The sequence below is a fragment of the Streptomyces sp. RKAG293 genome, assembly GCF_023701745.1.
Taxonomy (GTDB): domain Bacteria; phylum Actinomycetota; class Actinomycetes; order Streptomycetales; family Streptomycetaceae; genus Actinacidiphila.
Genome location: NZ_JAJOZB010000001.1, coordinates 1,658,664 through 1,684,954, shown reverse-complemented (window position 1 = coordinate 1,684,954; position 26,291 = coordinate 1,658,664). Strand labels below are relative to the sequence as shown.

General features: G+C 72.4%; 26 protein-coding genes. 14 read left to right on the top strand and 12 right to left on the bottom strand.

Annotated elements, in window-relative coordinates:
• Positions 1-41: 41 nt before the first annotated feature.
• From LNW72_RS07330 to LNW72_RS07305, 6 genes are all read right to left on the bottom strand, one after another.
• Complete coding sequence (locus LNW72_RS07330; protein ID WP_250974652.1) at positions 42-1,277, bottom strand: RNA polymerase sigma factor; 1,236 nt, start codon at positions 1,275-1,277, stop codon at positions 42-44.
• Positions 1,277-1,630 carry a YciI family protein gene (locus tag LNW72_RS07325; protein ID WP_250974651.1) on the bottom strand — a complete coding sequence of 118 codons (354 nt, stop codon included), beginning with the start codon at positions 1,628-1,630 and terminating at the stop codon, positions 1,277-1,279. The genes LNW72_RS07330 and LNW72_RS07325 overlap by 1 nt, the downstream gene beginning before the upstream one ends.
• A 110-nt stretch (positions 1,631-1,740) precedes the next feature.
• The gene (locus LNW72_RS07320) at positions 1,741-2,469 is read right to left on the bottom strand and encodes a TetR/AcrR family transcriptional regulator (protein WP_250974650.1); all 729 of its coding nucleotides are present in this window, start codon (positions 2,467-2,469) and stop codon (positions 1,741-1,743) included.
• A 76-nt stretch (positions 2,470-2,545) separates the two neighbouring features.
• Positions 2,546-2,872 (bottom strand): nuclear transport factor 2 family protein, encoded by a 327-nt coding sequence (locus tag LNW72_RS07315; protein WP_250974649.1) that lies wholly within the window; start codon positions 2,870-2,872, stop codon positions 2,546-2,548.
• Positions 2,873-2,949: 77 nt separating this feature from the next.
• Positions 2,950-3,858, bottom strand: coding sequence for an SDR family oxidoreductase (locus LNW72_RS07310; protein ID WP_250974648.1), 909 nt, complete (start codon positions 3,856-3,858; stop codon positions 2,950-2,952).
• Positions 3,859-3,977: 119 nt separating this feature from the next.
• Complete coding sequence (locus LNW72_RS07305; RefSeq protein WP_250974647.1) at positions 3,978-4,733, bottom strand: SDR family oxidoreductase; 756 nt, start codon at positions 4,731-4,733, stop codon at positions 3,978-3,980.
• 279 nt (positions 4,734-5,012) lie between these two features.
• On the opposite strand from LNW72_RS07305, the gene LNW72_RS07300 reads away from it, so the two are divergent.
• A complete protein-coding gene (locus LNW72_RS07300) occupies positions 5,013-6,506 on the top strand; it encodes an SDR family oxidoreductase (protein ID WP_250974646.1) in 1,494 nt (497 codons plus the stop codon).
• A gap of 25 nt (positions 6,507-6,531) precedes the next feature.
• Here LNW72_RS07300 and LNW72_RS07295 read toward each other — a convergent pair whose 3' ends face one another.
• The gene (locus LNW72_RS07295) at positions 6,532-6,996 is read right to left on the bottom strand and encodes a pyridoxamine 5'-phosphate oxidase family protein (RefSeq protein WP_250974645.1); all 465 of its coding nucleotides are present in this window, start codon (positions 6,994-6,996) and stop codon (positions 6,532-6,534) included.
• 220 nt (positions 6,997-7,216) lie between these two features.
• Between LNW72_RS07295 and LNW72_RS07290 the strand changes: the two genes are divergently transcribed.
• Positions 7,217-7,870 carry an isochorismatase family cysteine hydrolase gene (locus LNW72_RS07290; protein WP_250974644.1) on the top strand — a complete coding sequence of 218 codons (654 nt, stop codon included), beginning with the start codon at positions 7,217-7,219 and terminating at the stop codon, positions 7,868-7,870.
• Between the two features lie 43 nt (positions 7,871-7,913).
• Here the strand turns inward: LNW72_RS07290 and LNW72_RS07285 are convergent, their stop codons facing one another.
• A complete protein-coding gene (locus tag LNW72_RS07285) occupies positions 7,914-8,405 on the bottom strand; it encodes a Rieske (2Fe-2S) protein (RefSeq protein ID WP_250974643.1) in 492 nt (163 codons plus the stop codon).
• Between the two features lie 216 nt (positions 8,406-8,621).
• On the opposite strand from LNW72_RS07285, the gene LNW72_RS07280 reads away from it, so the two are divergent.
• The 6 genes from LNW72_RS07280 to LNW72_RS07255 all read left to right on the top strand — a co-directional run bounded on the left by LNW72_RS07280 (position 8,622) and on the right by LNW72_RS07255 (position 12,945).
• Positions 8,622-9,443, top strand: a complete 822-nt coding sequence (locus LNW72_RS07280; RefSeq protein WP_164299522.1) for a HipA family kinase — start codon at positions 8,622-8,624, stop codon at positions 9,441-9,443.
• Entirely contained in the window at positions 9,440-9,838 is a 399-nt protein-coding gene (locus LNW72_RS07275; RefSeq protein WP_250974642.1) for a DUF3037 domain-containing protein, read from the top strand. Before LNW72_RS07280 ends, LNW72_RS07275 begins: the two co-directional genes overlap by 4 nt.
• Positions 9,839-9,977: 139 nt before the next feature.
• Complete coding sequence (gene fabG / locus LNW72_RS07270; protein ID WP_164299520.1) at positions 9,978-10,739, top strand: 3-oxoacyl-ACP reductase FabG; 762 nt, start codon at positions 9,978-9,980, stop codon at positions 10,737-10,739.
• A gap of 23 nt (positions 10,740-10,762) precedes the next feature.
• Positions 10,763-11,527 (top strand): SDR family oxidoreductase, encoded by a 765-nt coding sequence (locus LNW72_RS07265; protein ID WP_250974641.1) that lies wholly within the window; start codon positions 10,763-10,765, stop codon positions 11,525-11,527.
• Positions 11,528-11,695: 168 nt separating this feature from the next.
• Positions 11,696-12,373, top strand: coding sequence for a uracil-DNA glycosylase (gene ung, locus LNW72_RS07260; protein ID WP_250980047.1), 678 nt, complete (start codon positions 11,696-11,698; stop codon positions 12,371-12,373).
• A 122-nt stretch (positions 12,374-12,495) separates the two neighbouring features.
• Positions 12,496-12,945 (top strand): hypothetical protein, encoded by a 450-nt coding sequence (locus LNW72_RS07255; RefSeq protein WP_250980046.1) that lies wholly within the window; start codon positions 12,496-12,498, stop codon positions 12,943-12,945.
• Here LNW72_RS07255 and LNW72_RS07250 read toward each other — a convergent pair.
• Positions 12,933-13,310 (bottom strand): hypothetical protein, encoded by a 378-nt coding sequence (locus tag LNW72_RS07250; RefSeq protein WP_250974640.1) that lies wholly within the window; start codon positions 13,308-13,310, stop codon positions 12,933-12,935. The genes LNW72_RS07255 and LNW72_RS07250 overlap by 13 nt on opposite strands.
• A gap of 285 nt (positions 13,311-13,595) precedes the next feature.
• On the opposite strand from LNW72_RS07250, the gene LNW72_RS07245 reads away from it, so the two are divergent.
• A complete protein-coding gene (locus tag LNW72_RS07245; RefSeq protein WP_250980045.1) occupies positions 13,596-14,495 on the top strand; it encodes a Gfo/Idh/MocA family protein in 900 nt (299 codons plus the stop codon).
• On the opposite strand, the gene lnt is transcribed toward LNW72_RS07245, so the two are convergent.
• From lnt to LNW72_RS07230, 3 genes are all read right to left on the bottom strand, one after another.
• Positions 14,467-15,987, bottom strand: a complete 1,521-nt coding sequence (gene lnt / locus LNW72_RS07240) for an apolipoprotein N-acyltransferase (RefSeq protein WP_250974639.1) — start codon at positions 15,985-15,987, stop codon at positions 14,467-14,469. The two genes, LNW72_RS07245 and lnt, sit on opposite strands and share 29 nt — an antisense overlap.
• A gap of 130 nt (positions 15,988-16,117) precedes the next feature.
• Positions 16,118-16,717: a histidine phosphatase family protein gene (locus tag LNW72_RS07235; RefSeq protein WP_250974638.1), complete on the bottom strand. Its 600-nt coding sequence runs from the start codon at positions 16,715-16,717 to the stop codon at positions 16,118-16,120.
• Between the two features lie 88 nt (positions 16,718-16,805).
• A complete protein-coding gene (locus LNW72_RS07230; RefSeq protein ID WP_250974637.1) occupies positions 16,806-17,723 on the bottom strand; it encodes a hypothetical protein in 918 nt (305 codons plus the stop codon).
• Positions 17,724-17,991: 268 nt separating this feature from the next.
• Here LNW72_RS07230 and LNW72_RS07225 point away from each other — a divergent pair, with 268 nt between their 5' ends.
• The 5 genes from LNW72_RS07225 (at position 17,992) to LNW72_RS07205 (ending at position 26,072) form a co-directional block, all read left to right on the top strand.
• Positions 17,992-18,852 (top strand): polysaccharide deacetylase family protein, encoded by an 861-nt coding sequence (locus LNW72_RS07225; RefSeq protein WP_250974636.1) that lies wholly within the window; start codon positions 17,992-17,994, stop codon positions 18,850-18,852.
• A 148-nt stretch (positions 18,853-19,000) separates the two neighbouring features.
• Entirely contained in the window at positions 19,001-19,498 is a 498-nt protein-coding gene (locus LNW72_RS07220) for a VOC family protein (protein WP_250974635.1), read from the top strand.
• 334 nt (positions 19,499-19,832) lie between these two features.
• A complete protein-coding gene (locus LNW72_RS07215) occupies positions 19,833-20,267 on the top strand; it encodes a subtilase-type protease inhibitor (protein WP_250974634.1) in 435 nt (144 codons plus the stop codon).
• 352 nt (positions 20,268-20,619) lie between these two features.
• Complete coding sequence (locus LNW72_RS07210; RefSeq protein WP_250974633.1) at positions 20,620-24,708, top strand: Pls/PosA family non-ribosomal peptide synthetase; 4,089 nt, start codon at positions 20,620-20,622, stop codon at positions 24,706-24,708.
• Entirely contained in the window at positions 24,708-26,072 is a 1,365-nt protein-coding gene (locus tag LNW72_RS07205; RefSeq protein ID WP_250974632.1) for a M1 family metallopeptidase, read from the top strand. The genes LNW72_RS07210 and LNW72_RS07205 overlap by 1 nt, the downstream gene beginning before the upstream one ends.
• Positions 26,073-26,291: the final 219 nt, after the last annotated feature.

The window sequence follows — 26,291 nt, the reverse complement described above, 5'->3', positions numbered from 1 at the left end:
CACAGACCGCGGAGCATGGAGCACGGACCGCTGACCGCCGATCAGAGGTCCGGGCCGAGTTCCCGCTGCCGGCGCGTGAGGAAGTCGTGCTCCGGTTGGTTCCCGGCGAGCGCGATCGCCGTCCCGTATGCCGACCGCGCCTCGGCGGTGCGGCCCAGCCGCCGGAGCAGGTCGGCCCGGATGGCGTGGAGCACGTGGTATCCGTCGAGGCCGAGCTCGTCGACGAGGGCGAGCGCGGCCTCCGGCCCGTCGACCTCGGCCACCGCGACCGCGCGGTTGAGGGCCACGACGGGGGTCGGGGTGAGCGTCAGCAACTGGTCGTAGAGCTGCAGGATCTGCCGCCAGTCCGTGGCGGCCGTGCTCGGAGCATCGCTGTGGACGGCGTTGATGGCCGCCTGGACCTGGTAGGGGCCGGGCCGGCCGCGCCGCAGGCACTGCCGGACGATGGTCTGTCCCTCGGCGACGAGGGCGCCGTCCCACCGGGCCCGGTCCTGCTCGGCCAGCGGGACCAGCCCGCCGTCCGGGGCGGAGCGGGCCCGGCGCCGGGACTCGGTGAGCAGCATGAGCGCGAGCAGCCCCATGACCTCGGGTTCGTCCGGCATGAGTTCGGCCAGCAGCCGTCCGAGGCGCAGGGCCTCCGCGCAGAGGTCCTCACGGACCAGCCGGTCGCCCGAACTGGCCGTGTAGCCCTCGTTGAAGATGAGGTAGACGACGGCCAGTACGGCCCGGAGCCGCCCCGGGAGGTCCGCCTCGTACGGGACCCGGTAGGGGATCCGGGCGTCCCGGATCTTGCCCTTGGCCCGCACCAGCCGCTGGGCCATCGTCGGTTCAGGAACCAGGAACGCGTGGGCGATCTCGGTGGTGCTCAGGCCTCCCAGGAGCCGGAGCGTCAGCGCGACCTGGGCTCCGGTGGCGAGCGAGGGGTGGCAGCACGTGAAGATCAGGCGGAGCCGGTCGTCGCGCACGGGGCCCTCCTCGATCGGTTCGTCGCGGGCGTGCAGCAGAGCGGCCTGGGCATGCCGGTCCTGGCGGGACGCCTCCCGGCGGAGCCGGTCGATCGCCCGGTTGCGTGCCGTGGTGATGATCCAGCCGGCGGGGCTCGGCGGCAGCCCGGCGGACGGCCACCGTTCCAGCGCCGTGGTGAACGCGTCCTGGACCGCCTCCTCGGCGATGTCGATGTCGCCGAAGACACGGACCAGGACCGCCACCGAGCGGCCGTACTCCGCACGGAAGACCTGTTCGATCTCCGCGGCGGGGACGGCCGGCAGATCAGCCATCAGCCGGTGGCCTCCCAGTAGAAGGGGCGCACCTCGATCGGGAGGGTGGTCGCCCGGGCGCTCTTACGGCCCCATTCCAGCGCGGCGTCCAGGTCGGGCGCCTCGATGATGGACAGGCCGCCGAGATACTCCTTGCCCTCGAGGTACGGGCCGTCGGTGGTGAGCACGTCGCCGTCCTGGAGACGGACCACGGTCGCGGTGCTCGGGGCGTGCAGACCGCCGGCGAAGACCCACGCTCCGGCGGCCTTGAGCTCCTCGTGCAGAGCCTCCACGTTGCGCATGATCTCCTGCAGGACCTCGGGGGCGGGCGGCTCCCCTTCGGGCTGCATCACGCTGAGCAGGTACTGCGGCATGGTGTCCTCCTAGGTCGTTCCGCCGGCCTCGTGCCGGCTTCTCACTCCCTATACGAACGGCCCGGGCCCGGATCGACACCGCGGCGGGAAACATCCGCGGATTTCCGTGCCTACTGGTGCTGGGGGGTGTTCGACAGCCGGTCCAGCCATTCGGTCAGCAGGACCGTCTCGGCGACGCTGAGCGTCTGGTCTGGCGACTGGCGCAGCAGTGCGTTCAACCGGCTCGCGGTCGACTGCAGCCGCGCGTCGTCCCGGTCGCCGGCGGAGCCGTCCGGGGCGGCTCGGGTGCCGAACACGTCCGGGGTGAAGACGGAGGCGTGCACGGCGTCACGGACGCGATGCGATGTGCTCGGGTCGGTGAAGGTCGAGGGCCGGGCGACGAGCATCAGGGCCACACCGACGTTGGCCGACATCACTATCTGGGCGGCCAGCTCGGGGGCGAGCCGCAGTTTCCCCAGTGCCGCCGCCCGCTCCAGGTCCCGGGTGAGGATCTGATGGGACTCCAGCGCCGCGGCCGGGGTGGTGCGCATCGCGGGGGAGTTCATCAACCGGTACAGGTTCGGGTTCTGCAGGGCGAACTCCACGTGGCTGTCCCAGCCGTTGCGCAGATCCTCGATGGGGTCGGCACCGGCGCGGTGCTGCCGCTTCGTCGCCAGGTACTTGTCGAAGCCGTGGTCGACGACGGCCGACAGCAGGCCTTCCTTGTCCCCGAAGTACCGGTAGAGCGCCGGGGCGCCCACCTGCGCGGCCTCGCACACCGCCCGCGTGGACACGTCCCCGTCCGGAGACTCCGCGACCAGGTCGGCCGCCACTTCCAGGATGCGCGCTCGGGTACTCACACGGGGAACGCTATCAAGCACGGCGTAGCGGTGCTACGTACGGTGGCGGGCTTTCCGCGCCGCGGCCGGCCGGTCGTCATCCGGTGATCCGCATCAGGGAGATCCGGTCGCCCGCCACCGTGAACGCGAAGTCGGAGGGGCCGTTGAAGCCGTTCCCGCCCACCGTCGCGGTGACGGTCACGGTGTCGCCCGACCGGTGCACCGCCGTGACGTCCAGGCTGACGTCCACCCCGATGAACTCCTTGTCGCTCCACCCCCGGATGGCCTCACGTCCGGCGAAGACACGGCCCCAGTCGTCGACCGCGCCGTCCGCGGTGAAGCTGTCGAGGAAGTCGTCGGTGACGCCGGAGTTGGCGGCGTCCACCGCGCGCTGGACGGCGGGGTGCAGTTCGGTCGTGGCCATGGTGTTCTCCTGTCCGGTCGGGGTCGGTCGGGGTGGGGCGGGGACGGTCTCATGGTCTCCGCGCTCGCGCCGGGGTGCTACTCGGCGGCGTGCGGGTGGGTGTGCGGGTGAAGGAGGTCCCCGAGGCCGATCCGGGCAAGGAATTCGGCGCGGATGCGGTCGGCGACCTCGCTGACCTCCTCGGCGCCGTCGCCCGCGGGATCTATGTGGACGCGGAACGGACGCGTGCCGTGCGGCGCGTTGACGACGTCGACGATGGCGTCCGCGACCTGGGAGACGTCGGCACCGGCCGGGGCCAGGTCGGCGAGTCGCCGGGAGACCTGGTCCATGAGGCCGGCGTAGTGCTCCTCGTAGGCGTCGACGATGTCCTGCTGGGCCGGGTGCCCGCCCGTGGCGAAGTGGTTGGTGCCCGAGGTGAAGGAGCCGGGGACGACGATGGAGGTCTCGATGTCGAAACGGGCCAGTTCGGCGGCGTAGCTGACGGCGAGCGAGTCCATGGCGGCCTTGGCGGCGAAGTACGGGGCGAGGTACGGCGGGGTACCGCCACGGGTGCTCGTGGAGCCGATCCATACGACGAGGCCGTGCCGCCGCGCCCGCAGATGGGGGAGGGCGGCGCGGTTGACCCGCTGGGTGCCGAGCACGTTGGTGTCGTAGACGGCGGTGAGCTCTTCGGGAGTGAAGGCCTCGGTGGGGCCGGTGACCATGTGGCCGGCGTTGTGGATGACGACGTCCAGGGTGCCCGCCTCGGCCAGGATGGTGGCGACGGCGGCGTCGGCGGACTCCTGGGAGAGGACGTCGAGTTCGACGGTGCGCAGGTCCACCTGGTGCTCGGCGGCGTACTGCCGGGCCTCGGCGACCCGGTCGGCGTTGCGGCCGGTGGTGTTGCGCATGGCGGCGTAGACGGTGTGGCCCGAGCGGGCCAGCGCCCGTGCGGCCAGGGCTCCGAAACCGGAACCGGCTCCTGTGATGACGATGGTGCTGCCCATGGCGGAAACTCCTCGGTCGGTCGGTCGGTCGTTGGTCGTCGGTCGGTCGAGCGCGAAAGCGCGAGGGAAAGAACGCGAGGGAAAGAAGGGAAAGGCGGAAGGGACGGCCGGGGCGCCGGTCAGACGATGCCGCCGTTGGCCCGGACGACCTGGCCGTTCACCCAGCGGGCCGGGCCGGCGAGGAAGGAGACGACCTCGGCGATGTCCTGCGGGGTGCCGAGGCGCTCCAGCGGTGCCTGGGCGGCCATCCTCGCGACGGTCTCCTCGTCCTTGCCGTCCAGGAACAGGGCGGTGGCGGTCGGTCCCGGGGCCACGGCGTTGACGGTGATGTCCCGGCCGCGCAGCTCCCGGGCCAGGATCAGCGTCATCGCCTCGACGGCGCCCTTGGTGGCCGCGTATGCGGTGTAGCCGGGGATGGCCAGTCCCACCACGGAGCTGGAGAAGTTGATGATCGCCCCGCCGCCGCGCAGTCGTCGGGCGGCCTGCTGATCGACGACGAAGGTGCCGCGGATGTTCGTGCGGTGCATACGGTCCATGGCGTCCAGATCCGTGTCGACCAGCGGTGCCAGCGTCATGACGCCCGCCGCGTGCACGACGACGTCGATTCCGCCGAACGTCCTCTCGGCGGTGTCGAAGAGGGCCGAGACCGAGACCTCGTCGGCGACGTCGGCACGGAAGGCGACCGCCCGCCCGCCGGCGGCGGTGATGGCCGACACCGTCGCGTCGGCCTCGGTCTGGTTGCCGGCGTAGTTGACGACGACGGCGAATCCGTCGGCGGCCAGTCGCTCGGCGCTCTCCCGGCCGATGCCGCGGGAGCCGCCGGTGACGATCGCGACCCGGCTCGAGGACTTGGAGGTGGTGGTCTGCGCGCTCATGACGGTGCTCCCTGATCCGGCTGGGGTGGCGTCCTTCGCAACCCGACAACAGCAACGCTAACACCAAGAGAGTATCGACGCTACCCCCAGGCGTAGCGCTGTTACGCCGTGCCCGCGGACCTGGCTCACGGACCCGGACCGCGGACCCGGCCTGCGGACCTGTCCCGCGGACCCGGACCGCGGACCCGGCCTCCGGATCCGGTCCCCGGCAGCCGTCGGAACAGCGATCCGCCGCCCACCTGCTGTGATTGCCGACGACGGCCGGGTAGGCATCCCCGTATGCCCGAAGACGAAAGCACCCGCCGCTGCCTGGTCACCGGAGCCACCGGATACATCGGCGGCCGGCTCGTGCCCGAGCTGCTCGATGCCGGATACGCCGTCCGCTGCCTCGCCCGCACGCCGGAGAAGCTCCGTGACCACCCCTGGGCCGATCGGGTCGAGACGGTGCGGGGCGATGTGACCGACGCGGACTCGCTGCGCTCCGCGTTCGAGGGCGTGCACACCGCGTACTACCTGGTGCACGCGCTGGGCACCGGCCGTGGCTTCGAGGAGACCGACCGCCGTGCCGCCCGGCTCTTCGCCGAGCAGGCCCGCGCCGCCGGAGTGCGGCGCATCGTCTATCTGGGCGGGCTGACGCCGACCGGGGTCCCGGAGCCGGAGCTCTCCGCGCATCTGCGGTCCCGTGCCGAGGTCGGGCACATTCTGCTCAGGTCGGGGGTGCCCACCGCCGTCCTGCGGGCCGCGGTGATCATCGGCTCCGGTTCGGCCTCCTTCGAGATGCTGCGCTATCTCACCGAGCGGCTCCCGCTGATGGTCACCCCGAGCTGGGTCAGGACCCGCATCCAGCCGATCGCCGTCCGCGACGTACTGCACTGCCTCGTCGGCGCCGCCACCCTGCCGCCCGACGTCAGCCGGTCCTTCGACATCGGCGGCCCGGACGTCCTCACCTACCGCGGCATGATGCAGCGGTACGCGGCCGTCGCCGGCCTGCCGCGGCGGTTGATCCTGCCCGTACCGGTCCTGACGCCGGGCCTGTCCAGTCACTGGATCGGCCTCGTCACCCCGGTGCCGCGCTCCATCGCCCGCCCGCTCACCGAGTCACTGCGGCACGAAGTGATCTGTTCGGAGAACGACCTGGCGCGGTACGTACCCGACCCGCCCACCGGGCGGATCGGCTTCGACGACTCGGTGCGGCTGGCGCTCAAACGGCTGCGGGACGCCGACGTCCCGACCCGCTGGTCGTCCGCCGCGGTGCCCGGAGCCCCCAGCGACCCGCTGCCCACGGACCCCGACTGGGCCGGCGGCAGTCTGTACGCCGACCGGCGCGAACGCACGGTGGACGCTCCGCCGGACGCGCTGTGGCGGGTGATCGAGGGCATCGGAGGCGAGAACGGCTGGTACTCGTTCCCACTGGCCTGGGCCGTACGGGGCTGGCTGGACCGGCTGGCCGGCGGCGTCGGGCTGCGCCGGGGCCGCCGCGACACCGCGCGGCTGCGGGTCGGGGACTCACTGGACTTCTGGCGGGTCGAGGCGATCGAACCGGGCCGTCTGCTGCGGCTGCGCGCCGAGATGCGGCTGCCCGGCCTGGCCTGGCTGGAACTGTCGGTGGACCACGACGACGCGGGCGCCACCCTCCTCCGCCAGCGTGCGCTGTTCCATCCGCACGGTCTGGCCGGCCAGCTCTACTGGTGGAGCGTGGCACCGTTCCACGCCGTGGTCTTCGGCGGCATGGCCCGCAACATCTCCGAGGCGGCGGCGCGGGGGAGCAAGTGACGCCCGCCCGCTCCGCCCCGCGGCTCTACTGCGGAATCTTGCTGAAGTCCCAGGAGGCCATCCGTTCCGGGGTGAGCCGGAGCCAGGCGTGACGGCCGTCGTGCGGCATGGTGTCGAGCCCGAAGTTCTTGGCCGAGAACAGCCGCTCGGGGGCGTCCAGCTCCGGGACGGGCTCGCCGGTTCGGGGCGCCTCACCGATGAATTCGACGGTCCCGGAGAGCTCGATGCCGCGCAGCTCCCCGTACTCCACTCCGTCGTCGATCACGACCGAGACGCGGGGATCGCGCAGCAGGTCGGTCCAGCGCTGACTGCGGACGATGGAGTAGAGCCACAGCGATGCGCCGTCCCAGGTGAACCACAGGGCGCCGACGTGCGGACGGCCGTCCTTGGAGACGGTCGCCACGCGGCAGGTGCGCTGCTCCGCGAGGAAGGCGTCGACCTCGTGCGGGGTCATCATGATTCTGCGGCCCCGCCGCTGAATGACGGCCATGAGTCGAGCACCTCCATTTATCTGACTGTGTGTCAGAAATAATGGAGGACGGCGGCGCGGCCGTCCAGTGGTGGTGGCCGGCGGGTGCGCCCGTGCGCGCCGCATCCCTTCCTGGCTGACGGTTCGTCAGCTACGGTCGCTCCGTCGTCATCCGTTGCGGGCCCCTTGCGGTCCGTCGGTCCGTTGCGGCCGTTGAGGTCCGTCGTACGAGGGGGCAGTCATGGCGCCGAGCGACCGGCTGGCGGAACTGCTGGACCCGGCGGTCACCGCCGTACTGACCGTGGAGTGCCAGCGCGGCGTCGTCGGGCCGGACAGCGCGCTGCCGGAACTCGCCGCCGAGGCGCGGGACTCCGGGGCACTGGGCCATGTGGCACGGCTGGTCGGCGGCGCCCACGAGGTGGGCGCCGCCGTCCTGCACGCCATCGCCGAACGCCGCCCGGACGGGCTCGGCGCCAACCACAACGCGCGGCTCTTCCGTGCCGCCGGGCGGCTGCCCGTGCAGCAGCTGACCGGCACACCGGCCGTGCGGCTCGCCGAGGGGATACCGCTCGCCGACGGCGACCTGGTCGTACGCCGGCTGCACGGGCTGTCACCGATCGCCGGTACCGATGTCGACGCGCTGCTGCGCAACCTGGGCTGCCGCACCCTGATCGTCGCCGGGGTCTCCGCGAACATCGCGATCCCCAATGCCGTCTTCGACGCCGTCAACCTGGGGTACCAGGTGGTGGTTCCCGCCGACGCCATCGCAGGGGTGCCCCGCGAGTACACCGAGGCCGTCGTCCGGCACACCCTCGCGCTCGTCTCCACGGTCGGCACGACCGACGACATCCTGGCCTGCTGGAAGCGGCAGGGGCAGCACGCCGGAAAGCCGTAGCCGCCAACGCCCCGGCGGCGCTGCCACAGCCCGCTCGCGCCCGTCAGCCCAGCTGCAACGAGCCGCCCGCGACGGTGACCTTGGCGGCGGCCAGCGGCTTGGTCGCCGGACCGGCGGCGACACTGCCGTCCGCGATCTTGAACTTGCTTCCGTGGCAGGGGCAGTTGATGGTGCCGTCCGCCACGTCGCTGACCGCACAGCCCTGGTGCGTGCAGACCGCGGAGAACGCCTTGAAGTCACCGGCGGTCGGCTGGGTGACGACGACCTTCTGGTCCGCGAAGATCTTTCCGCCGCCCACCGGGATGTCCGTGGTCTTGGCCAGTGCGTCGGCGCCGCTCCCGCCCGGAGTGGTGGCGGCCGGTGCCGAGGAGTCCGCCGGGGCCGAAGGCTGGGCCGGGGTGGTGGCCGGGGTGTCACTGGCCTTCGTATCCGATCCGCCGCACGCGGTCAGAGCGGCGATGAGACCCACGCCGCCCGCCGCGGCGACCATCGTGCGGCGGGTCGGAGCCGCGGGAATACCGGAGGTGTCGGTCATGTGGCACGTCCTGTCGGTAGAGGAGCCGGGTGGCGCGGGAGCGGTCGCCCGGTGGGCGTGATGCCGTGCCCGCCCGGTCATACGCAGAGATCCTCCGGCGCGTTCAAAGCCTCCCGAAGAATTCCGGCTGATGGCCCAGCGCATTCGTGATCACCGGACTTCGCCACCGTTCCCCACGGTCGCCGTGGTCCGGCGCCGCGCAAGTAGCCTGGGGCGATGCTCACAGAGGTAACAGGGATCCGTTACGTGACGCCCTTGCGCGAGGGCGGCTCGGTGCCGGGGGTGGTCGAGGCCGACGACCTCGGTACGTACGTCGTGAAGTTCACCGGCGCCGCGCAGGGCCGCAAGGCGCTGGTCGCCGAGATCGTGGCGGGCGAGCTGGCCCGCCGGCTGGGACTGCGCGTCCCCGAGCTCGTCCGGTTCCAGTTCGACCCGGTGATCGGGCTCGGCGAGCCCGACGCCGAGATCCAGGATCTGCTCAAGTCCAGCGGCGGCCTCAACCTGGGGATGGACTTCCTGCCGGGCTCGCTCGGGTTCGACCCGCTGGTCTTCGAGATCGAGCCGGCCGAGGCCGGCCGCATCGTCTGGTTCGACGCCCTGATCGGCAATGTGGACCGGTCCTGGCGCAACCCCAACCTGCTGATCTGGCACAAGGACCTCTGGCTCATCGACCACGGCGCCTCGCTGATCTGGCACCACAACTGGAAGACGGCCGAACAGGCGTCGGCGAAGCCCTTCGACGCCGCCGACCACGCGCTGTCCCGGTTCTCGCCCGACCCGGCCGCCGCCGCGGCCGAGCTCGCGCCCAAGGTCACCGAGGAACTGCTGCGCGAGGTCACCGCTCTGGTGCCCGACGAGTGGCTGGACGGGGAGCCCGGTTTCGACGGTCCCGACGAGGTGCGCAGGGCGTACGAGCGGGTGCTGCTCGCCCGCGCGGGCTCGGTGCATGAGCGGATCGTCCTCGTGGCGGGACAGAAGCCGAAGCAGGACGCGCCGGACTGGCTGCGCACCTGGGTGGACGGGAAGGCCGCGAAGTGACCGGGTACCGGGGCAGTGGCCGGGATGTGTTCGAGTACGCGCTGGTGCGCGTCGTACCGCGGATCGAGCGCGGCGAGATGATCAACGCGGGGGTGCTGGTCTACTGCCGCGCGCAGTCGTTCGTCGGCGCGCGGATCCACCTGGACGAGGCGCGGCTGCGCTGTCTCGACGAGAAGGTGGACGTCGAGGGGGTGCGCGCCGCGCTGCGCGGGTACGAGGGTGTGTGCGAGGGCGGGGAACGGGCCGGACAGGCGGCCGGCGACGACCCGGGACGGCGTTTCCGCTGGCTCACGGCGCCGCGCAGCACGGTGGTGCAGCCCGGTCCGATCCACACCGGGCTGACCGCGGACCCGGAGGCCGAGGTGGACCGGCTGCTCGGTCTCCTGGTGCGCTGAAACACACTCGCGAGGGGTTCCGTTGACAGCGGGTCACAGGGCTCCTACGGTTTCGACAACTAACCTACTAAGCGGTTGCTCATGTGCGGAGTCCGTGCGGGATTCCGCCCGGCGCCGTATCTGAGGGCAAGGAGACTGCATGTCCACGACCGAGCAGCGCGTCGCGATCGTGACCGGGGCCGCGCGCGGCATCGGCGCCGCCACCGCCAAGCGGCTGGCGGCCGAGGGCCGCGCCGTCGCCGTACTCGACCTCGACGAGGGTGCCTGCAAGGAGACCGTCGAGCAGATCACGGCGGACGGCGGCAGGGCGCTCGCGGTCGGCTGCGACGTATCGGACGAGGCGCAGGTCGAGGCGGCGGTGGCCCGGGTCGCGGAGGAACTGGGCGCGCCGACCATCCTCGTGAACAACGCGGGTGTGCTCCGCGACAACCTGCTGTTCAAGATGAGCGCGACCGACTGGGACACCGTCATGAACGTGCACCTCCGGGGTGCCTTCCTGATGTCCCGCGCGGTGCAGAAGCACATGGTGGCGGCGAAGTTCGGCCGGATCGTCAACCTGTCGTCGAGCTCCGCGCTCGGCAACCGCGGCCAGGTCAACTACTCGGCCGCCAAGGCGGGTCTGCAGGGCTTCACCAAGACGCTGGCCTTCGAGCTCGGCAAGTTCGGCGTCACCGCCAACGCCGTGGCGCCCGGCTTCATCGTCACCGACATGACCGCCGCCACGGCCGCCCGGATCGGCATGGGCTTCGAGGAGTTCCAGGCGGCCGCCGCGACCCAGATCCCCGTCCAGCGGGTCGGCAACCCGGACGACATCGCCAACGCGATCGCCTTCTTCACCGGTGAGCAGGCCGGCTTCGTCTCCGGCCAGGTCCTGTACGTGGCCGGCGGCCCGCTCAACTGACGCGCATCGGAGATCTGAGCACCATGACACGTGAGATTCCCACCGACAGCGGCAAGGTCGCCCTCGTCACCGGCGCCAGCCGCGGTATCGGCTACGGCATCGCCGAGGCCCTGGTGGCCCGTGGCGACCGCGTCTGCATCACCGGCCGGAACGAGGACGCGCTCAAGGAGGCCGTCGAGAAGCTCGGCGCCGACCGGGTGATCGGGGTGGCCGGCAAGGCGCACGACGAGGCCCACCAGGCGGTCGCCGTCGAACGCACCATGGAGGCGTTCGGACGCGTCGACTTCCTGGCGAACAACGCCGGCACCAACCCGGTCTTCGGCCCGATCGCCGAACTCGACCTGAACGTCGCGCGCAAGGTCTTCGAGACCAATGTGATCTCGGCGCTCGGCTTCGCGCAGCAGACCTGGAAGGCCTGGCAGAAGGAGAACGGCGGGGCGATCGTCAACATCGCCTCGGTCGCCGGTCTCGCCCCGTCGCCCTTCATCGGCGCCTACGGCATCAGCAAGGCCGCCATGGTCAACCTGACGATCCAGCTCGCCGCCGAGATGGCGCCGGGCGTGCGGGTGAACGCCATCGCCCCGGCGGTGGTCAAGACGAGGTTCGCCGCGGCGCTGTACGAGGGCCGCGAGGAGGAGGCCGCCGCGGGTTATCCGCTCAAGCGGCTGGGCGTCCCGGAGGACATCGGCGGCGCAGCCGCCTTCCTGCTCTCCGACCAGGCCGGGTGGATCACCGGCCAGACCCTCGTCGTCGACGGCGGGTTGTTCCTGCACGCGGGCGTCGCCTGAGCGGGTCCGGCGAGCCGGGTCCGGGCTTCGGCCCGGGCCCGGCTCAGCTGTTTCCCGGTGTGCCGGCGGGCGTCGCGCGGCCACCCGGAGAGCGCGTTGTCAGTGGCTCCCGGTACGTTCTGAGTTCCAGCAACGGATCGTGTACCGGAGGTTCCTGACGTGCCCAGCATGCTGCCCGAATCCTGGCAGGACGTCCTCGGCGAGGAGTTGGAGAAGCCGTACTTCCAGCAGCTCACCGAGTTCGTGGAGACCGAGCGGGCCACGCACAAGATCTTCCCGCCCCGGGACGAGGTCTTCGCGGCTCTGGAGGCCACGCCTTTCGACCGGGTGAAGGTGCTGATCCTCGGCCAGGACCCGTACCACGGCGAGGGACAGGGGCACGGGCTGTGCTTCTCGGTGCGGCCGGGCGTGAAGACCCCGCCGTCGCTGCGCAACATCTTCAAGGAGATGAAGGAGGAGCTCGGCCACCCGGTGCCGGACAACGGCTACTTGATGCCGTGGGCCGAGCAGGGCGTCCTGCTGCTCAACGCGGTGCTGACGGTGCGGGAGGGCGAGGCGAACTCGCACAAGAGCAAGGGCTGGGAGAAGGTCACCGACGCGGTGATCAAGGCCGTCTCCGACCGGTCGGACCCGGCGGTGTTCGTGCTGTGGGGGAACTACGCCAAGAAGAAGCTCCCGCTGATCGACACCGAGCGGCACACGGTGATCCAGGGCGCGCACCCCTCACCGCTGTCCGCGAAGCTCTTCTTCGGCAGCCGCCCCTTCACGCAGATCGACGACGCGGTCAAGGCCCAGGGCCACGACCCGATCGACTGGCGGGTGCCCGACCTCGGTGTCCGCGCCTGACCGGGTTTTCCGGACCCTGCGGCTAGCGTCAGCAGGATCAGCGGGAACGGGACGCCCGCGGGGCGCAGGAGGCGGCAGTGACGGATCAGGAACAGGGTTGGGGTGTCGGCCAGGACGCGGTCATGACGCGGATCGGCCAGGTCATGATGCTGCTGCACGGCGGCGACCGTGAAGAGGCCAGGACCCGGTTCGGTCGTCTGTGGGAGGAGATCGGCGAGGACGGCGATCCCCTCCACCGCTGCACGCTCGCGCACTTCATGGCCGACACCCAGGACGATCCCGAGGACGAACTGGAGTGGGACCTCAGAGCCCTGCGGGCGGCCGACGGTCTCTCCGACGAACGCACCGGCCGGCACCACGAGTCGCTCGCCGTGCGGGGCTTCTATCCGTCACTGCACCTGAATCTCGCCGCCGACTACCTGAAGGTCGGCGAGCGGGAGCTGGCGCGCAACCACCTCGTCCGGGCGAGGAGCGCCTCGGGGGCGCTCGGTGACGACGACTACGGCGACGGCCTGCGGGCCGCGATCGGACGGATGGAGCTGAGGCTGGACGGCTCCGGTCACCGGCCGTAGGACTCGTGGCAGATCCGCGCCGCGGCGCTGTCCTCGGCCCAGCCGCCGTACGTCTCGCCCAGCGCGCAGACCCCCGCCCCGCCGGGCAGTGACGCCGCCGGGCGGGGGTGCGGAGCGGCCTTGGCGGCGGGCACCGGATCACGTTCCGCGGGCGCCACCGGAGTCCGTGCCCGGTGATGGCGCCGCACGGGCTGCGGGGGCGCGGGAGCCGCGGCGGAGGCCGGGGGACCGGGGTCCGGTTCCTGCACCGGTACGGTCGCGAGCGACTGCTGGTCCGGCTGCCGGACGACCGTCCGGTCCTGGGGGAGCGGGAGGACGGGCAACACCGGCGCCGACGAGGGGCCGGGGGCCGGCTGCGAGGGCACCGTCGTACACCCGGTGACGGCCGAGGCCGCCGCAATGAGCACTACTGCTGCTAAATGACGCATTCGGACAACTCTGCCGGTCGGCGGCACCGTTGGGTATTCCCCGCAGGAGTGACACGGAGTGACACCGCCGGAGGACGCCTCCGGCGGGCCCCGTATGCTGCCAGAACACATCGGACCTGTCGCCACGGCGACGCGGGCGGCGACGCGCGCGGCAGCGGCGGCGGGCGCGGTCGAGCGGTAGCGGCAGAACGGGAGAGGCACATGGGATCCGGCAACGCCCCCCTGAAAATCGGGGTGATCGGCCTCGGTGACATCGCCCAGAAGGCGTATCTGCCGGTGCTCGCCGCCCAGCCGGGGATCGAAGTGCACCTGCACACCCGTACCCCCGCCACCCTGGACCGGGTCGGTGACGCCCTCCGGCTGCCGCACCGGCACACCAGCCTGGACGCGCTGATCGGGCAGGGGCTCGACGCCGCCTTCGTGCACGCGCCCACCGACCGGCACGTCGAGATCACCGAGGCGCTGATCGAAGCCGGCGTCCCGGCCTATGTCGACAAGCCGTTCGCGCCCGACCTCGACGGGGCGCGGCACCTGGTGAACCTCGCCGAACAGCGCCGGGTCAGCCTGATGGCCGGCTTCAACCGCCGCTACGCGCCGGGCTACACCCAGTGCGCGGACCACCCGCGCGATCTGATCCTGATGCAGAAGAACCGGGTCGGGCTCGCCGAGGAGCCCCGCTCCGTGGTGTTCGACGACTTCATCCATGTCGTCGACACCCTGCGCTATCTCGCGCCCGGTCCCATCGAGCACACCGACGTCCGCGCCAAGGTCCGCGACGGCCTGCTGCACCACGTCGTCCTGCAGCTGTCCGGCGACGGGTTCACCGCCATCGGCACGATGAACCGGATGAGCGGCTCCACCGAGGAGATCCTCGAGGTGAGCGGCGACGACACCAAGCGCCAGGTCGTCAACCTCGCCGACGTCATCGACCACAAGGGCCAGCCCACCCTGCGCCGCCGCGGCGACTGGGTTCCGGTCGCCCGCCAGCGCGGTATCGAGCAGATCATCCTGGTCTTCCTGGACGCGGTGCGCAGCGGCAAGCTGCTCGACGCCCAGGACGCGCTGCGCACCCATGAACTGTGCGAGCGGATCGTCACCGCGATTCGCGAGCAGTCCGCCTGACCCGCAGCGAGACCTCGTACCCCGCGGCCAGCACCACGATCAGCAGCGCGAGGTGCGGCACCCAGTCGCCGAACCGGACGTACGGGCTGCGGCCCTCCGACAGCGGTACCTGGTACACCGCCGCCGTGCTGGCGCTGGTGCCCAGCCATGAGCCGACCTGCCGCCCCTGGCCGTCGTAGACCGCGCTCACCCCGGTCAGGGTGGCGTGCACCATCGGACGCCAGGTCTCCGCGGCCCGCAGCGCGGCGAGCGAGGCGTGCTGGGGCGGCGCCCAACTGCCCTGGAACGACGAGGTGGACGACTGCGCCACCAGCAGCTGCGCCCCGTCGTCGGCCAGCTTCCGGCTCATGTCGGGAAAGGCCGACTCGAAGCACACCAGCGGCCCGAAGCGCAGGTTCCCCGCGGTCATGACCACCTGGCGGTCGCCGCGCCTGCGGTCCTCGCCGGCCGCCTTGCCGACCGACGTGGCCCAGCCCAGCACCGAGCGGAACGGGATGTACTCGCCGAACGGCACCAGACGCATCTTGTCGTAGCTCGGGCCGGTGATGCCGTCCGCTCCCACCAGCACCGACGTCTTGGAGATACCGCGCCCGTCGGCCCGCTGGGCGTCCACGTTCACCAGGACGTCCGCGTCGACCTCCCGGGCGAGCGCGGCGAGCCGGTCGGCGAGGTCCGGCCGGGACGACAGGTCGAAGCCGACGCTGCTCTCGCCCCATACCACCAGGTCCACCCGCTGCCCGGCGAGCGTGCGGGTCAGCTGTTCCTCGCGGTCGAACCGGGCCTCAGCCCCCTCGATCACGCCCGGCTGCACCACCGCGATCCGTACCGTCCCGGTCCGGTCGGGCACCGGCGCGCCCAGCCACACGGCGGTCGTGCCGACCGCCACCGCGGCCAGCGCGGCGCCGGCCGGGGCGCGGACGGAGGGCGCCGCGATCAGCGCCGCCACCGCCGTGTTCACCGTCACGACCAGCGCGCTGATCAGCCAGACCCCGCCGACCGACGCCAGCCGCAGCGCGGGGGCGACCTGCCACTGACTGGCCCCCAACAGCCCCCACGGACCGCCCAGGTACTGCCAGGAGCGCACCAGCTCGACCATCAGCCATCCGCACGGCGCCAGCACCATGGCGGCGGCCACCCGCCGCGGGCCGGGCCGCCCGCCCAGCGTCCGCCGCAGCAACCACCCCCACGGCGCCCACAGGGTCCCCAGCAGCAGGGCCAGCACGACGATGAAGACGTTGAGGCTCGGGAACAGCCAGTGGTGCACGGCCAGCATGAAGCCGGCCCCGCCCAGCCAGCCGTCGAGTGCGGCGCGGCGGCCCGTCGGCGCGGAGCGCGCGAGCAGGATCCACGGCACCAGCGCCACGTAGGCCAGCCACCAGAGCGACAGCGCGGGGAAGGCGAGCGCCGGCAACGCGCCCGCCGCGGCCGCGGCGAGGCCGCGCGTCCAGGGCGAGGTGAGGCGGGATACCTGCCGGTCGGCTGTCACCGTCATACCCGCTCCCTAGTGAGTGCTTCGCCTCAGTGTCGGGGGTGCGGACGCCTCGTGCACAGAGGACGACATCGAGGTGACCCGGCGTGTCCCGGAGCACTCCGGCCCGCAGGGTGCGGCTGCCCGGTGCGGCTCAGGGCATGCGGTTCCAGGACACGAGGACCGGACGGCCGTGCTCGGTGCCGATCCGGCTGACGGTCCCGGTGGCCAGCTGGAACAGGGCGCCGTCCGCCGCCGGGAGTCCCAGCCGGCGGGCGGTCAGCACCCGCAGGAAGTGGGCGTGGGCCACCAGGACGATGTCCCCGGCGTCCCCGAGATCGCGGAACGCGGCGTCCACCCGGGCGAGCACCCGGTCGGCGCGCGCGCCGACCTCCGCCGGCAGCTCGCCGGGGTGCCCGGGGACACCGGGGGGCACGCCGTCGGTCCACAGGTCCCAGTCCGGCCGCGTCCGGTGGATCTCGTTCGTGGTGATGCCCTCGTAGCCGCCGTAGTCCCACTCGTGCATGTCGGGATCGACGGTGGTGCGGGCCAGGCCCGCGAGCTCGGCGGTGTGCACCGCGCGTCCGAACGGGCTGGTCAGGACGAGCGCGATGCGGAACTCCGCCAGCAGGGGTGCCAGACCGCGCGCCTGCTCCTCGCCCCGGGCGGTGAGCGGCAGGTCGGTGTAGCTGGTGTGCTGCCCCGACGCGCTCCACTCGGTCTCGCCGTGCCGGACCAGGATCAGTTCACCCATGGCGGGTCCCTCTTCTCTTTCGTGCTCAACCCCCGCGACGCTACGCCCAGCGGCCGCGCATGATCGCGCACCCCCCTCCGCCGCCGTGTCAGCTTCCGGTGGGGGCGAGCTCGACCGCCGGTTCCGCGGCGTCGGCGCCCTCCGGCTGCCCGTACCAGGCGACGGCCACCGCGCCCGTCACGGCCAGGACGAAGCCGGCGACCGCCACCCAGCCGAAGCCGTCGCGGGAGGTGTCGCCGAGCCAGAGCACCCCGAGGATGCCCGGGACCACGGTCTCGCCGACCACCAGCGCGGCCGTGGCGCCGTTGATCGAACCGATCTGCAGGGCCACCGTGTGCAGGTACATGCCGCCGATGCCGGCGACCAGGATCGCGTACAGGGCGGGGTCCGCCAGCAGCGTCGGGAGGTCGAACGGGTCCACGCCGTCCAGCACCCGCACGCCGACGCCCAGGGCGCCGAAGCCCAGCCCGGACAGCAGACCGGCCAGGATCGCGCCGCGTGCGCCGAGACGCCGCACCAGCAGGCTGCCGGCCCCGATGATCGTCACGGCGGCGGCGAGCAGCCACCAGTGGGTGGCGCGTGCGGTGTGACCGCTGCCCTCGGGACCCGCCGCCGTGGCCAGCAGCACCAGGGCGGAGCAGACGACACCGATGGAGATCCACTCGGGCCGGCTCAGCCGGATGCCGAGCATCCTGATGCTCAGCACCGCGGTGATCACCAGGTTGGCGCTGATCACCGTCTGGGAGAGGAACAGCGGCAGCAGTCGGGCGGCCAGTGCCCCGAGCCCGAAGCCGATGAAATCCAGCACCGTGCCGAGCATGAACTCCCAGGTCACGGCGGCCTTGGCGGTGGAGGACAGGCTCGGGCCGCCGTGCTCGGTGGTGCCGGTGGTCGAGGCGGCGGCCGCCTCGAGGCGGGCCGACCTGCGTGATCCCACGGCCTGCAGGACCGACCCCGTGCCGTAGCAGGCCGATGCCGCGACGGCTGTCAGAAGGCCGATGTACACCAAGAGCTCCGTTCCCGTACCACTGTGTCCTGCCGCGGAGATCGTCTCCTCCGGTCTACTGGACGCGCTGCCGGGGACGAAAGTTCCGTAAACCGGGCGCCGGGTGTCCGGATGCCGCGCCGACACTCCGGCTCCGCGATCTTCTTCGACCACTGGACCGGTCACATCGTATGGTCATCGGAATTGGCTGGTAGCGGCCGGGCACGTGCGTCACGGATCATGTACGGGGGAACGGATGTCGCTGGGTCGCCGGTTGATGCTCACGGCCGTGGCGGGCGGATTTCTGGCGGGGTGCACCTCGGCGCCCGACCCGGCCGGACGGTCGCCGGAACCGTCGTCCCCGCCCGGGCCCGGCACGGTTCCCACGCCGTCCGCCCTGCGACCGTCCCCCGCACCGCCGTCGCCCAAGCCGGCTCCCCGGGTCACCCGGGCCGCTACCGTCGCCCGCTACGGCCGGATGACCCCCACCGGCTGGGGCTTCACCGCTCCCGGGGTGGTCACCAAGCTGCCGTCCGCCGCGGGACGGGCGATGGCGCTGACCTTCGACGCGTGCGGCGGGCCGGGCGGTGGCGGCTACGACCGGGAGCTGATCGACCTGCTGCGGACCCGCAAGGTGCCCGCGACGCTCTTCCTCAACGCGCGCTGGATCGACGCCAACCGCGCGCACTTCGAGCAGCTCGCGAGCGATCCGCTGTTCGAGATCGCCAACCACGGGACGCGCCACCGGCCGCTGTCGGTATCGGGCCGCTCCGCGTACGGCATCGCCGGGACGCGCGACGCGGGGGAGGTCTTCGACGAGGTCGCGGGGAACCAGGACAAGCTCACCGCGCTGCTCGGACGTCCGCCGCGGTTCTTCCGCTCCGGCACCGCGTACTGCGACGACATCGCGGCGCGCATCGTCGCCGAACTGGGGGAGCGGTTCGCCGGATTCAGCGTCAACGCCGACGCGGGGGCCACGTTCACCCCCTCCCAGGTGCGCCGCGCCGCGCTCACGGCGACCGCCGGATCGATCGTCATCGGCCATATGAACCACCCCGCCGGCGGTACGGCCGAGGGCATGGCCCGGGCCCTGCCCGAGCTGCTCGCGGCCGGCCACCGGTTCGTCCGGCTCTCCGACGCCGTGCACTGAGCGTCGCGGGCGGCGCCACCCGGTAAGCTCCGTCCCTGAGTACTTGAACTTTCAAGGCAGATTGCTTGAAGTTTCAACTGAGTCGGCGTACCGTCGAAACAGGCCCGCCGACCACGGGGCCGACCGATGTCCGACCAGGAGCGCCACCATGCCTGTACGCCGCCTCAACCACGCAGTGCTCTACATCCGCGATGTCGCGCGCGCCGTCGAGTTCTACACCGATGTCTTCGGCTTCAAGGTCGATGTGGAGATCCCCGGGCGGGCCGCCTTCCTCAGCGCCCAGGACACTCTCAACGACCACGACCTCGGCCTCTTCGCGATCGGTGCGGACGCCCCCGGCCCCGAGCAGGGCCGGGTCGGCCTCTACCACCTGGCCTGGGAGGTCGGCACGCTCGGCGAACTCGCCGACACCGCCGCCAAGCTGACGGAGCGCGATTCGCTGGTCGGCGCGACCAACCACGGAGTGTCGAAGTCCCTGTACGCCAAGGACCCCGACGGCAACGAGTTCGAGATCATGTGGCGGGTGCCGCGCGAGGACTGGCCGGCCGGGGACGAGCCGAAGCTGCGGGCGCTGGATCTCCAGGAGTCGCTCGACCGCTGGGGTCCGGACCTGAAGACCGGTGCCGCCGCCGGCTCGGCCACCTGACCCGTCCCGCTCTGCGACTCCTGGCGTACCGCCGGCCCCCCTTTCGACCGCGAAAAGCGGTGGTTTCAGGTCGACAGCGGTGGGCCGGGAACCCTCGGGGTCCGACGTTCTCCCAGCTCACGGACGTGCCCCTGTCCGCGCCACGCGCGGGTGTCCGCATGCTGGACGGTTCGGCGGGGGTGCCCTGGGCGGCCACTGAGCTGCCCGTATCGAACAATGAGCCATCGTCCGATCACACACCGCGACCGGAAGTGATCGTTCGAAGTGCAGCCACGAAACACCTCCGTAATACTCCTGTCCGTTATCCGCAACCAACGGAGAAGGAGTGTTCGGAATGCGATACACCCTAGGTGCGATCGGAGTGGGGGCCGCCCTGGCTCTCAGCTGCGTGGCGGGCACCAGTGGGACCGCCCGAGCCGAATCCGCCCAGCCGCACAGTCTGTACGCGCCCTCGTCGATGGTGCTGACCATCGGCAAGGGCGAGGACGCCGCGACCGCCGCTGTCCAGCGGGCCGTGCTGCTGCGCTGTCGCCCCACCGCCGGAGGCGACCACCCGGACGCACAGGCCGCCTGCACCGAACTGACCCTGGCGGGCGGGAACTTCGAGGCGCTGTTAGCCTCCGACCCCAACCGGATCTGCCCCAAGATCTGGGATCCGGTGGTGGTCACCGCGGACGGAGTGTGGCAGGGGCAACGCGTCTCGTACTCCCACACGTACGCGAACTCCTGCATCAAGACAGGGGGTACCGGGGCGGTTTTCGGCTTCTGAAGCCGGAGGTGAACGACTGCACCGAGGCGGGTCGCGGCTGTTGTGATACCGGCCACTCGGGTCAAACCCGGCAGGCCGTGTTCACCTTGCACCGGTAACGTGCCCTTCGGCCCCCTTGCCGCGGCGCGGATGCCGCGGAGCCCGAGCGCAGCGCGGCCCCGGCGGAAAACCCGGATACGGCGCTCACCCGGCGGGCCGGGACGGTCCGTCCCCGGAGCGCGCCCGCGGCACCCGGCAAGCAGTCCACGTACCTCGGAGGGTAAGACATGCGTCCGTTCCTGGCCGGCACTGATCGGATCGACGCGCGCTGTGCGCCGCCGTCCTTCACCCCGGCCGGGAACGGGAGCGCTGTATGACGCTGGCAGAGGCACCCGAGCTGACGCTCGACACACTGATCGACCCCGCGGAGCTCCTGGCACCGCCCCGCGCGGTCTTCTCCGGGAACGGTCCCGCGCCCGAGCGGACCCTGCTCGACATCCTCGCCGAGACCACCCGAAGACACCCGAACGGCGCAGCCGTCGACGACGGTTCCACGGCGCTGAGCTACCGCGCCCTGGCAGCCGAGACCGAGGCGCTGCGGCTGCGGCTCGCGGCGGCGGGCATCGGCGCCGGCGACCGGGTCGGCATCCGGGTGCCGTCCGGCACCAACGACCTGTACATCTCGATCCTCGCGGTGCTGGCGGCAGGCGCCGCCTATGTGCCGGTGGACGCCGAAGACCCCGAAGAACGCGCCGAGTTGGTCTTCTCCGAAGCGGGAGTGAGCGCCGTCATCGGGGCGCACCGCGAGATCCGGCCCTGCGGTACCCCGCACGGCGTCGTGGGCCGGCGGCCCGGACCCGACGACGACGCCTGGATCATCTTCACCTCGGGATCGACCGGCAAGCCCAAGGGCGTTGCCGTCACCCACCGCAGCGCCGCGGCGTTCGTGGACGCCGAGGCCGGGCTCTTCCTCACCGAGGAGCCCATCGGCCCCGGGGACCGGGTGCTGGCCGGGCTGTCGGTCGCCTTCGACGCCTCCTGCGAGGAGATGTGGCTGGCCTGGCGGTACGGCGCCTGCCTCGTCGCCGCCCCCCGGTCTCTGGTCCGCACCGGGCTCGACCTGGGCCCATGGCTGGTCGAACAGCGCATCACGGTCGTGTCGACGGTGCCGACCCTGGCGGCGCTGTGGCCGTCGGAAGCGCTCGACGACGTCCGGCTGCTGATCTTCGGCGGCGAGGCGTGCCCGCCCGAACTCGCCGAGCGGATGGCCGTCGAGGGCCGCGAGGTGTGGAACACCTACGGTCCCACCGAGGCCACCGTCGTCGCCTGCGCCGCTCAGCTCACCGGCGAGGGCCCGGTCAGGATCGGGCTGCCGCTCGACGGCTGGGACCTGGCGGTCGTGGACGCGCGGGGCGAGCTCGTGCCCATGGGCGAGGTCGGCGAACTCGTCATCGGCGGGGTCGGGCTGGCCCGTTACCTCGACGCGGACAAGGACGCCGAGAAGTACGCGCCGCTGCCCTCGCTGGGCTGGGAGCGCGCCTACCGCAGCGGTGACCTGGTCCGTGCCGACGCCGAAGGGCTGTTGTTCGTCGGCAGGGCGGACGAGCAGATCAAACTGGGCGGCCGCCGGATCGAACTCGGCGAGGTCGACGCGGCGCTGCAGGCGCTGCCGAACGTCGCGGGTGCCGCGGCCGCCGTCCGCACCACCCGGGGCGGCAACCAGATCCTCGTCGGCTATGTGGTGAGCGCGGCACAGGACACGGCCGCCGACACCCCGGCCGGCGACGAGACCCCCGACGGCGAAGCGCGGGCCGACCAGGCCCAGGCGGCTGAAGCCCGGACCGACGAAGCCCGGACCGACGAAGCCCGGACCGACGAGGCCCGGACCGACGAGGCCGAAGTGGGCGTCGTCAGTGGTGTGTTCGACCCCGTCGACGCGCTGCGCCGGCTGCGCGAGGCGCTGCCCGCCTCGCTCGTGCCGCTCATCGCGGTGGTCGACACGCTGCCCACCCGGACCTCCGGCAAGGTCGACCGGGCCGCGCTGCCCTGGCCGCTGCCCTCCGTGGACACCTCCGGGCAGGAGAGCCCGCTGGAAGGCACCGAGGGGTGGCTCGCGGAACAGTGGGCTGAGATCCTCGGCACCTCCGTCGGCACCGCCGACGCCGAGTTCTTCGCGATCGGCGGCAGCAGCCTCGGGGCCGCCCGCCTGGTCGCCCTCATCCGTGCGCGCTTCCCCAACGTCTCCGTCAGCGACATCTACCAGAACCCGTCGCTGGGCGCGCTGGCCCGCGTCCTGGAGGCGTCGGACGCCCGCGAGAGCGCCGTGCGGACCGTACGGCCCACCCCGCGGCGCGCCGGCGCCGTACAACTGGCGCTGATGGTCCCGCTGCTGACGATCTCGGGGCTGCGCTGGGCCGTGGGCGTCGCCGCCCTGAACAACGTGCTCGCCCGGTACGGGGACTTCCCGTGGGCGCCCGCCGTGTCCTGGTGGTGGGTGGCGCTGGGCTGGCTGCTGTGCGTCAGCTCGGCCGGCCGGGTCGCCGTCGCGGCCGGCGGCGCGCGGCTGCTGCTGCGCGGGGTCCGGCCCGGTACCTATCCGCGCGGCGGCAGCGTCCACCTGCGGCTGTGGACCGCGGAACGCCTCGCCGAGCGCGTCGGCGCCAACCGGCTGACCGGCACCTGGATCACCCACTACGCCCGGGCGCTCGGCGCGCGGATCGGCGCGGACGCCGATCTGCACTCGCTGCCGCCCGTCACCGGGATGCTGCGGCTCGGCAAGGGCTGCGCCGTCGAACCCGAGGTGGACCTGTCCGGCCACTGGCTCGACGGCGACCTGCTGCACATCGGCAAGATCCGGATCGGCGCGGCGGCCACGGTCGGCGCGCGCAGCACCCTGTTCCCCGGTGCCCGCGTCGGCAAGCGCGCCGAGATCGCGCCGGGCTCCGGAGTGACCGGGGCGGTACCGGCCGGCCAGCGCTGGTCGGGCGTTCCCGCGGCCCGCTCCGGCAAGGCCGCCCACCGCTGGCCGGGCAGCCGCCCGCCGCGCACCCGTGGGTGGTCCCTGGTCTACGGCCTCACCTCCACCGCGCTGGGCCTGCTGCCCGCGCTCGCGGCGCTGCCAGGACTGCTGACGCTGCTGCTCTTCGTCCGCGGCGAGTCCGCGCCCGGCGACGTGCTCGCCGCCGCGCTGATCGCCGTACCGCTCGCCACGGTCGTCTCGCTGGCCACCTACGCGCTGCTCGTCCTGGTCCTGGTCAGGGCGCTGGGCACCGGACTGCGCGAGGGATATCACGCCGTGCACAGCGGCGTCGCCTGGCGGGCCTGGGCCACCGAGCGGCTGATGAACACCGCCCGCGTCGTGCTCTTCCCGCTGTACGCGAGCCTCTTCACCCCGGTGTGGCTGCGCGCCCTGGGCATGAAGGTCGGGCGGCGCGTCGAGGCGTCGACCGTCCTGGCGCTGCCCGCGATGACCACGGTCGGCGACGGCGCGTTCCTCGCCGACGACACGATGGTCGCCACCTACGAGCTGGGCGGCGGGTGGATGCGCATCGCCGCCGCCCGGGTCGGCAAGCGGGCGTTCCTGGGCAACTCCGGGATGACCGCGCCCGGCCGCTCGGTACCGAAGAACGGCCTGGTCGGTGTCCTGTCCTCGACGCCGAAGGGCGCCAAGGCGGGCAGCTCCTGGCTGGGCATGCCGCCGATGAAGCTGCCCCGGGCCGCCGAGGCCGGCGACCAGAGCCGCACCTACGACCCGCCCCGCGCCCTGATGGTGGCGCGCGCCGCCGTCGAGGTGTGCCGAGTCGTCCCGGTCATGTGCACCGTCGCCCTCGCGGTCCTGTTCGTGGGCGCGTTCGAGGCCCTGGTGAGCACGGCGGGACTCGCCGCCGCCGCCCTGTGCGGCGGTCTGCTGATGGCGGCCGCGGGTCTGCTGGCGTGCGTGGTCGCCGCCGCGGCCAAGTGGCTGCTGGTCGGCAGGTTCCGGACGGTCGAGCATCCGCTGTGGAGCTCGTTCGTGTGGCGCAACGAGCTCGCGGACACCTTCGTCGAGGTGCTCGCCGTGCCGTGGCTGGTGGGATCGGTCCCCGGCACCCCGCTGATGAACCTGTGGCTGCGCACGCTCGGCGCGCGGATCGGACGCGGCGCCTGGTGCGAGACGTACTGGCTGCCGGAGGCCGACCTCGTGCGGGTCGGCGCCGGGGCCACCGTCAACCGGGGCTGCGTGGTGCAGACCCATCTGTTCCACGACCGGATCATGCGCATGGACACGGTCACGCTGGGGGATGGTTCAACCCTGGGTCCGCATGGCATCGTGCTCCCCGGCGCGACCGTCGGGCCGCGCACCACCATCGGTCCCGCGTCGCTCGTCATGCGCGGCGAATCGGTGCCCGAGGGCACCCGCTGGCTCGGCAACCCGATCGCCGCCTGGCACACCGACCGGCACGCAGAGGGGACCCGCAGTTAGTGAACAAGGCACCGGGGGGCGGCCGTGCGGCCGCCCCGGCCAGGCCCGGGGCGGCCGTCTCCACCGATTCGTACCTGCCCGAGCACGGCAACGGCGGCTACCGCACGGTGCGCTACGACCTGGAGCTGGACTTCCGGCCGAGCGCCGACCGGCTGTCCGGCCGGGCCCGGATCTCCGCGGTCACCGAGCACGCGCTCTCCGAGTTCAGCCTCGACCTCGGAGCGTTCCGGATCGACCGGGTCCTGGTGGACGGCAAGCGGCCCGCCCGCTACACCCACCGCGCCGGGAAGCTGCGGGTGCGCCCCGCCCGTGAACTGCCCGCAGGCACGCCCTTCACCGTCGAGGTGCGCTACGTCGGCACCCCGCGGCCGATCCGCAGCCGCTACTGGGGCGACCTGGGCTGGGAGCCGCTGGAGTACGGCGCGCTGGTGGCCGCCCAGCCGATCGGCGCGCCCTCCTGGTTCCCCTGCAACGACCACCCGTCGGACAAGGCCGTCTACCGCATCACGGTGACGGCGCCGACGGTGTGCACGGTGCTCGCCAACGGCACCCTGGAGTCGTGCACCATCGGCGGTTCCACCACGACCTGGGTCTACGAGCAGCGGGCGCCGATGGCCAGCTATCTCGCCAGCGTCCAGATCGGCCCCTACGAGCTGGTGGAGCACCTCGGCGGCCCGATCGCGCAGCCCGCGGCCGTCCCGGTCGCCCTGCTCGCCCCGTTCGCCCACGACTTCGGCCGCCAGCCGGAGATGATGGAGCTGTTCCAGGACCTCTTCGGGCCGTACCCCTTCGACGACTACGCGGTGGTCGTGGTCGACGAGGAGCTGGAGGTGCCGGTCGAGGCGCAGGCCCTGTCGGTCTTCGGCGCCAACCACGTCGACGGCCGGCGCGGCTTCGAGCGCCTGGTGGCCCATGAGCTGGCCCACCAGTGGTTCGGCAACAGCCTCACCCTCGCCGACTGGCGTCACATCTGGCTGAACGAGGGCTTCGCCTGCTACGCCGAATGGCTGTGGTCGGAGGCCGCGGGCGGCGCCCCCGCCAGCGTGCTGGCCACCCGCGCGCACACCCGGCTCGCCGGACTGCCGCAGGATCTGCGGCTCGCCGACCCGGGCGTACGGCGGATGTTCGACGACCGGCTCTACAAGCGCGGCGCGCTCACGCTGCACGCACTGCGGACGACCATGGGCGACACCGCGTTCTTCGCGCTGCTGCGCACCTGGACGTCGCAGCACCGCCACCGCACCGTCACCACCGAGCAGTTCACCGCCCTCGCGCAGGAGTACACCCCGCGCCCGCTGGACGCCCTGTTCACCGCGTGGCTGCGCGAGCCCCGGCTCCCGGCGCTGCCGCGGGCCGGCGACTGAGCGCACTCGGCACCCCCCGACACCCGGCAGCCCGCACCACGACGGTGTGCCGGCCTGCCGACACACCCGGAACAGCCCCGGATGCCGGGATATGTCATACAAGCTGTATAGGCTCGGCGTCGCAATATGGGCTAAATCGGTCAATTCCTATCATCATCGGGGCTTTGCAGGCCGAGAAGTGAAGGTCCGTCACCGGTTCGCCCTCTCACAGCTGCGGTG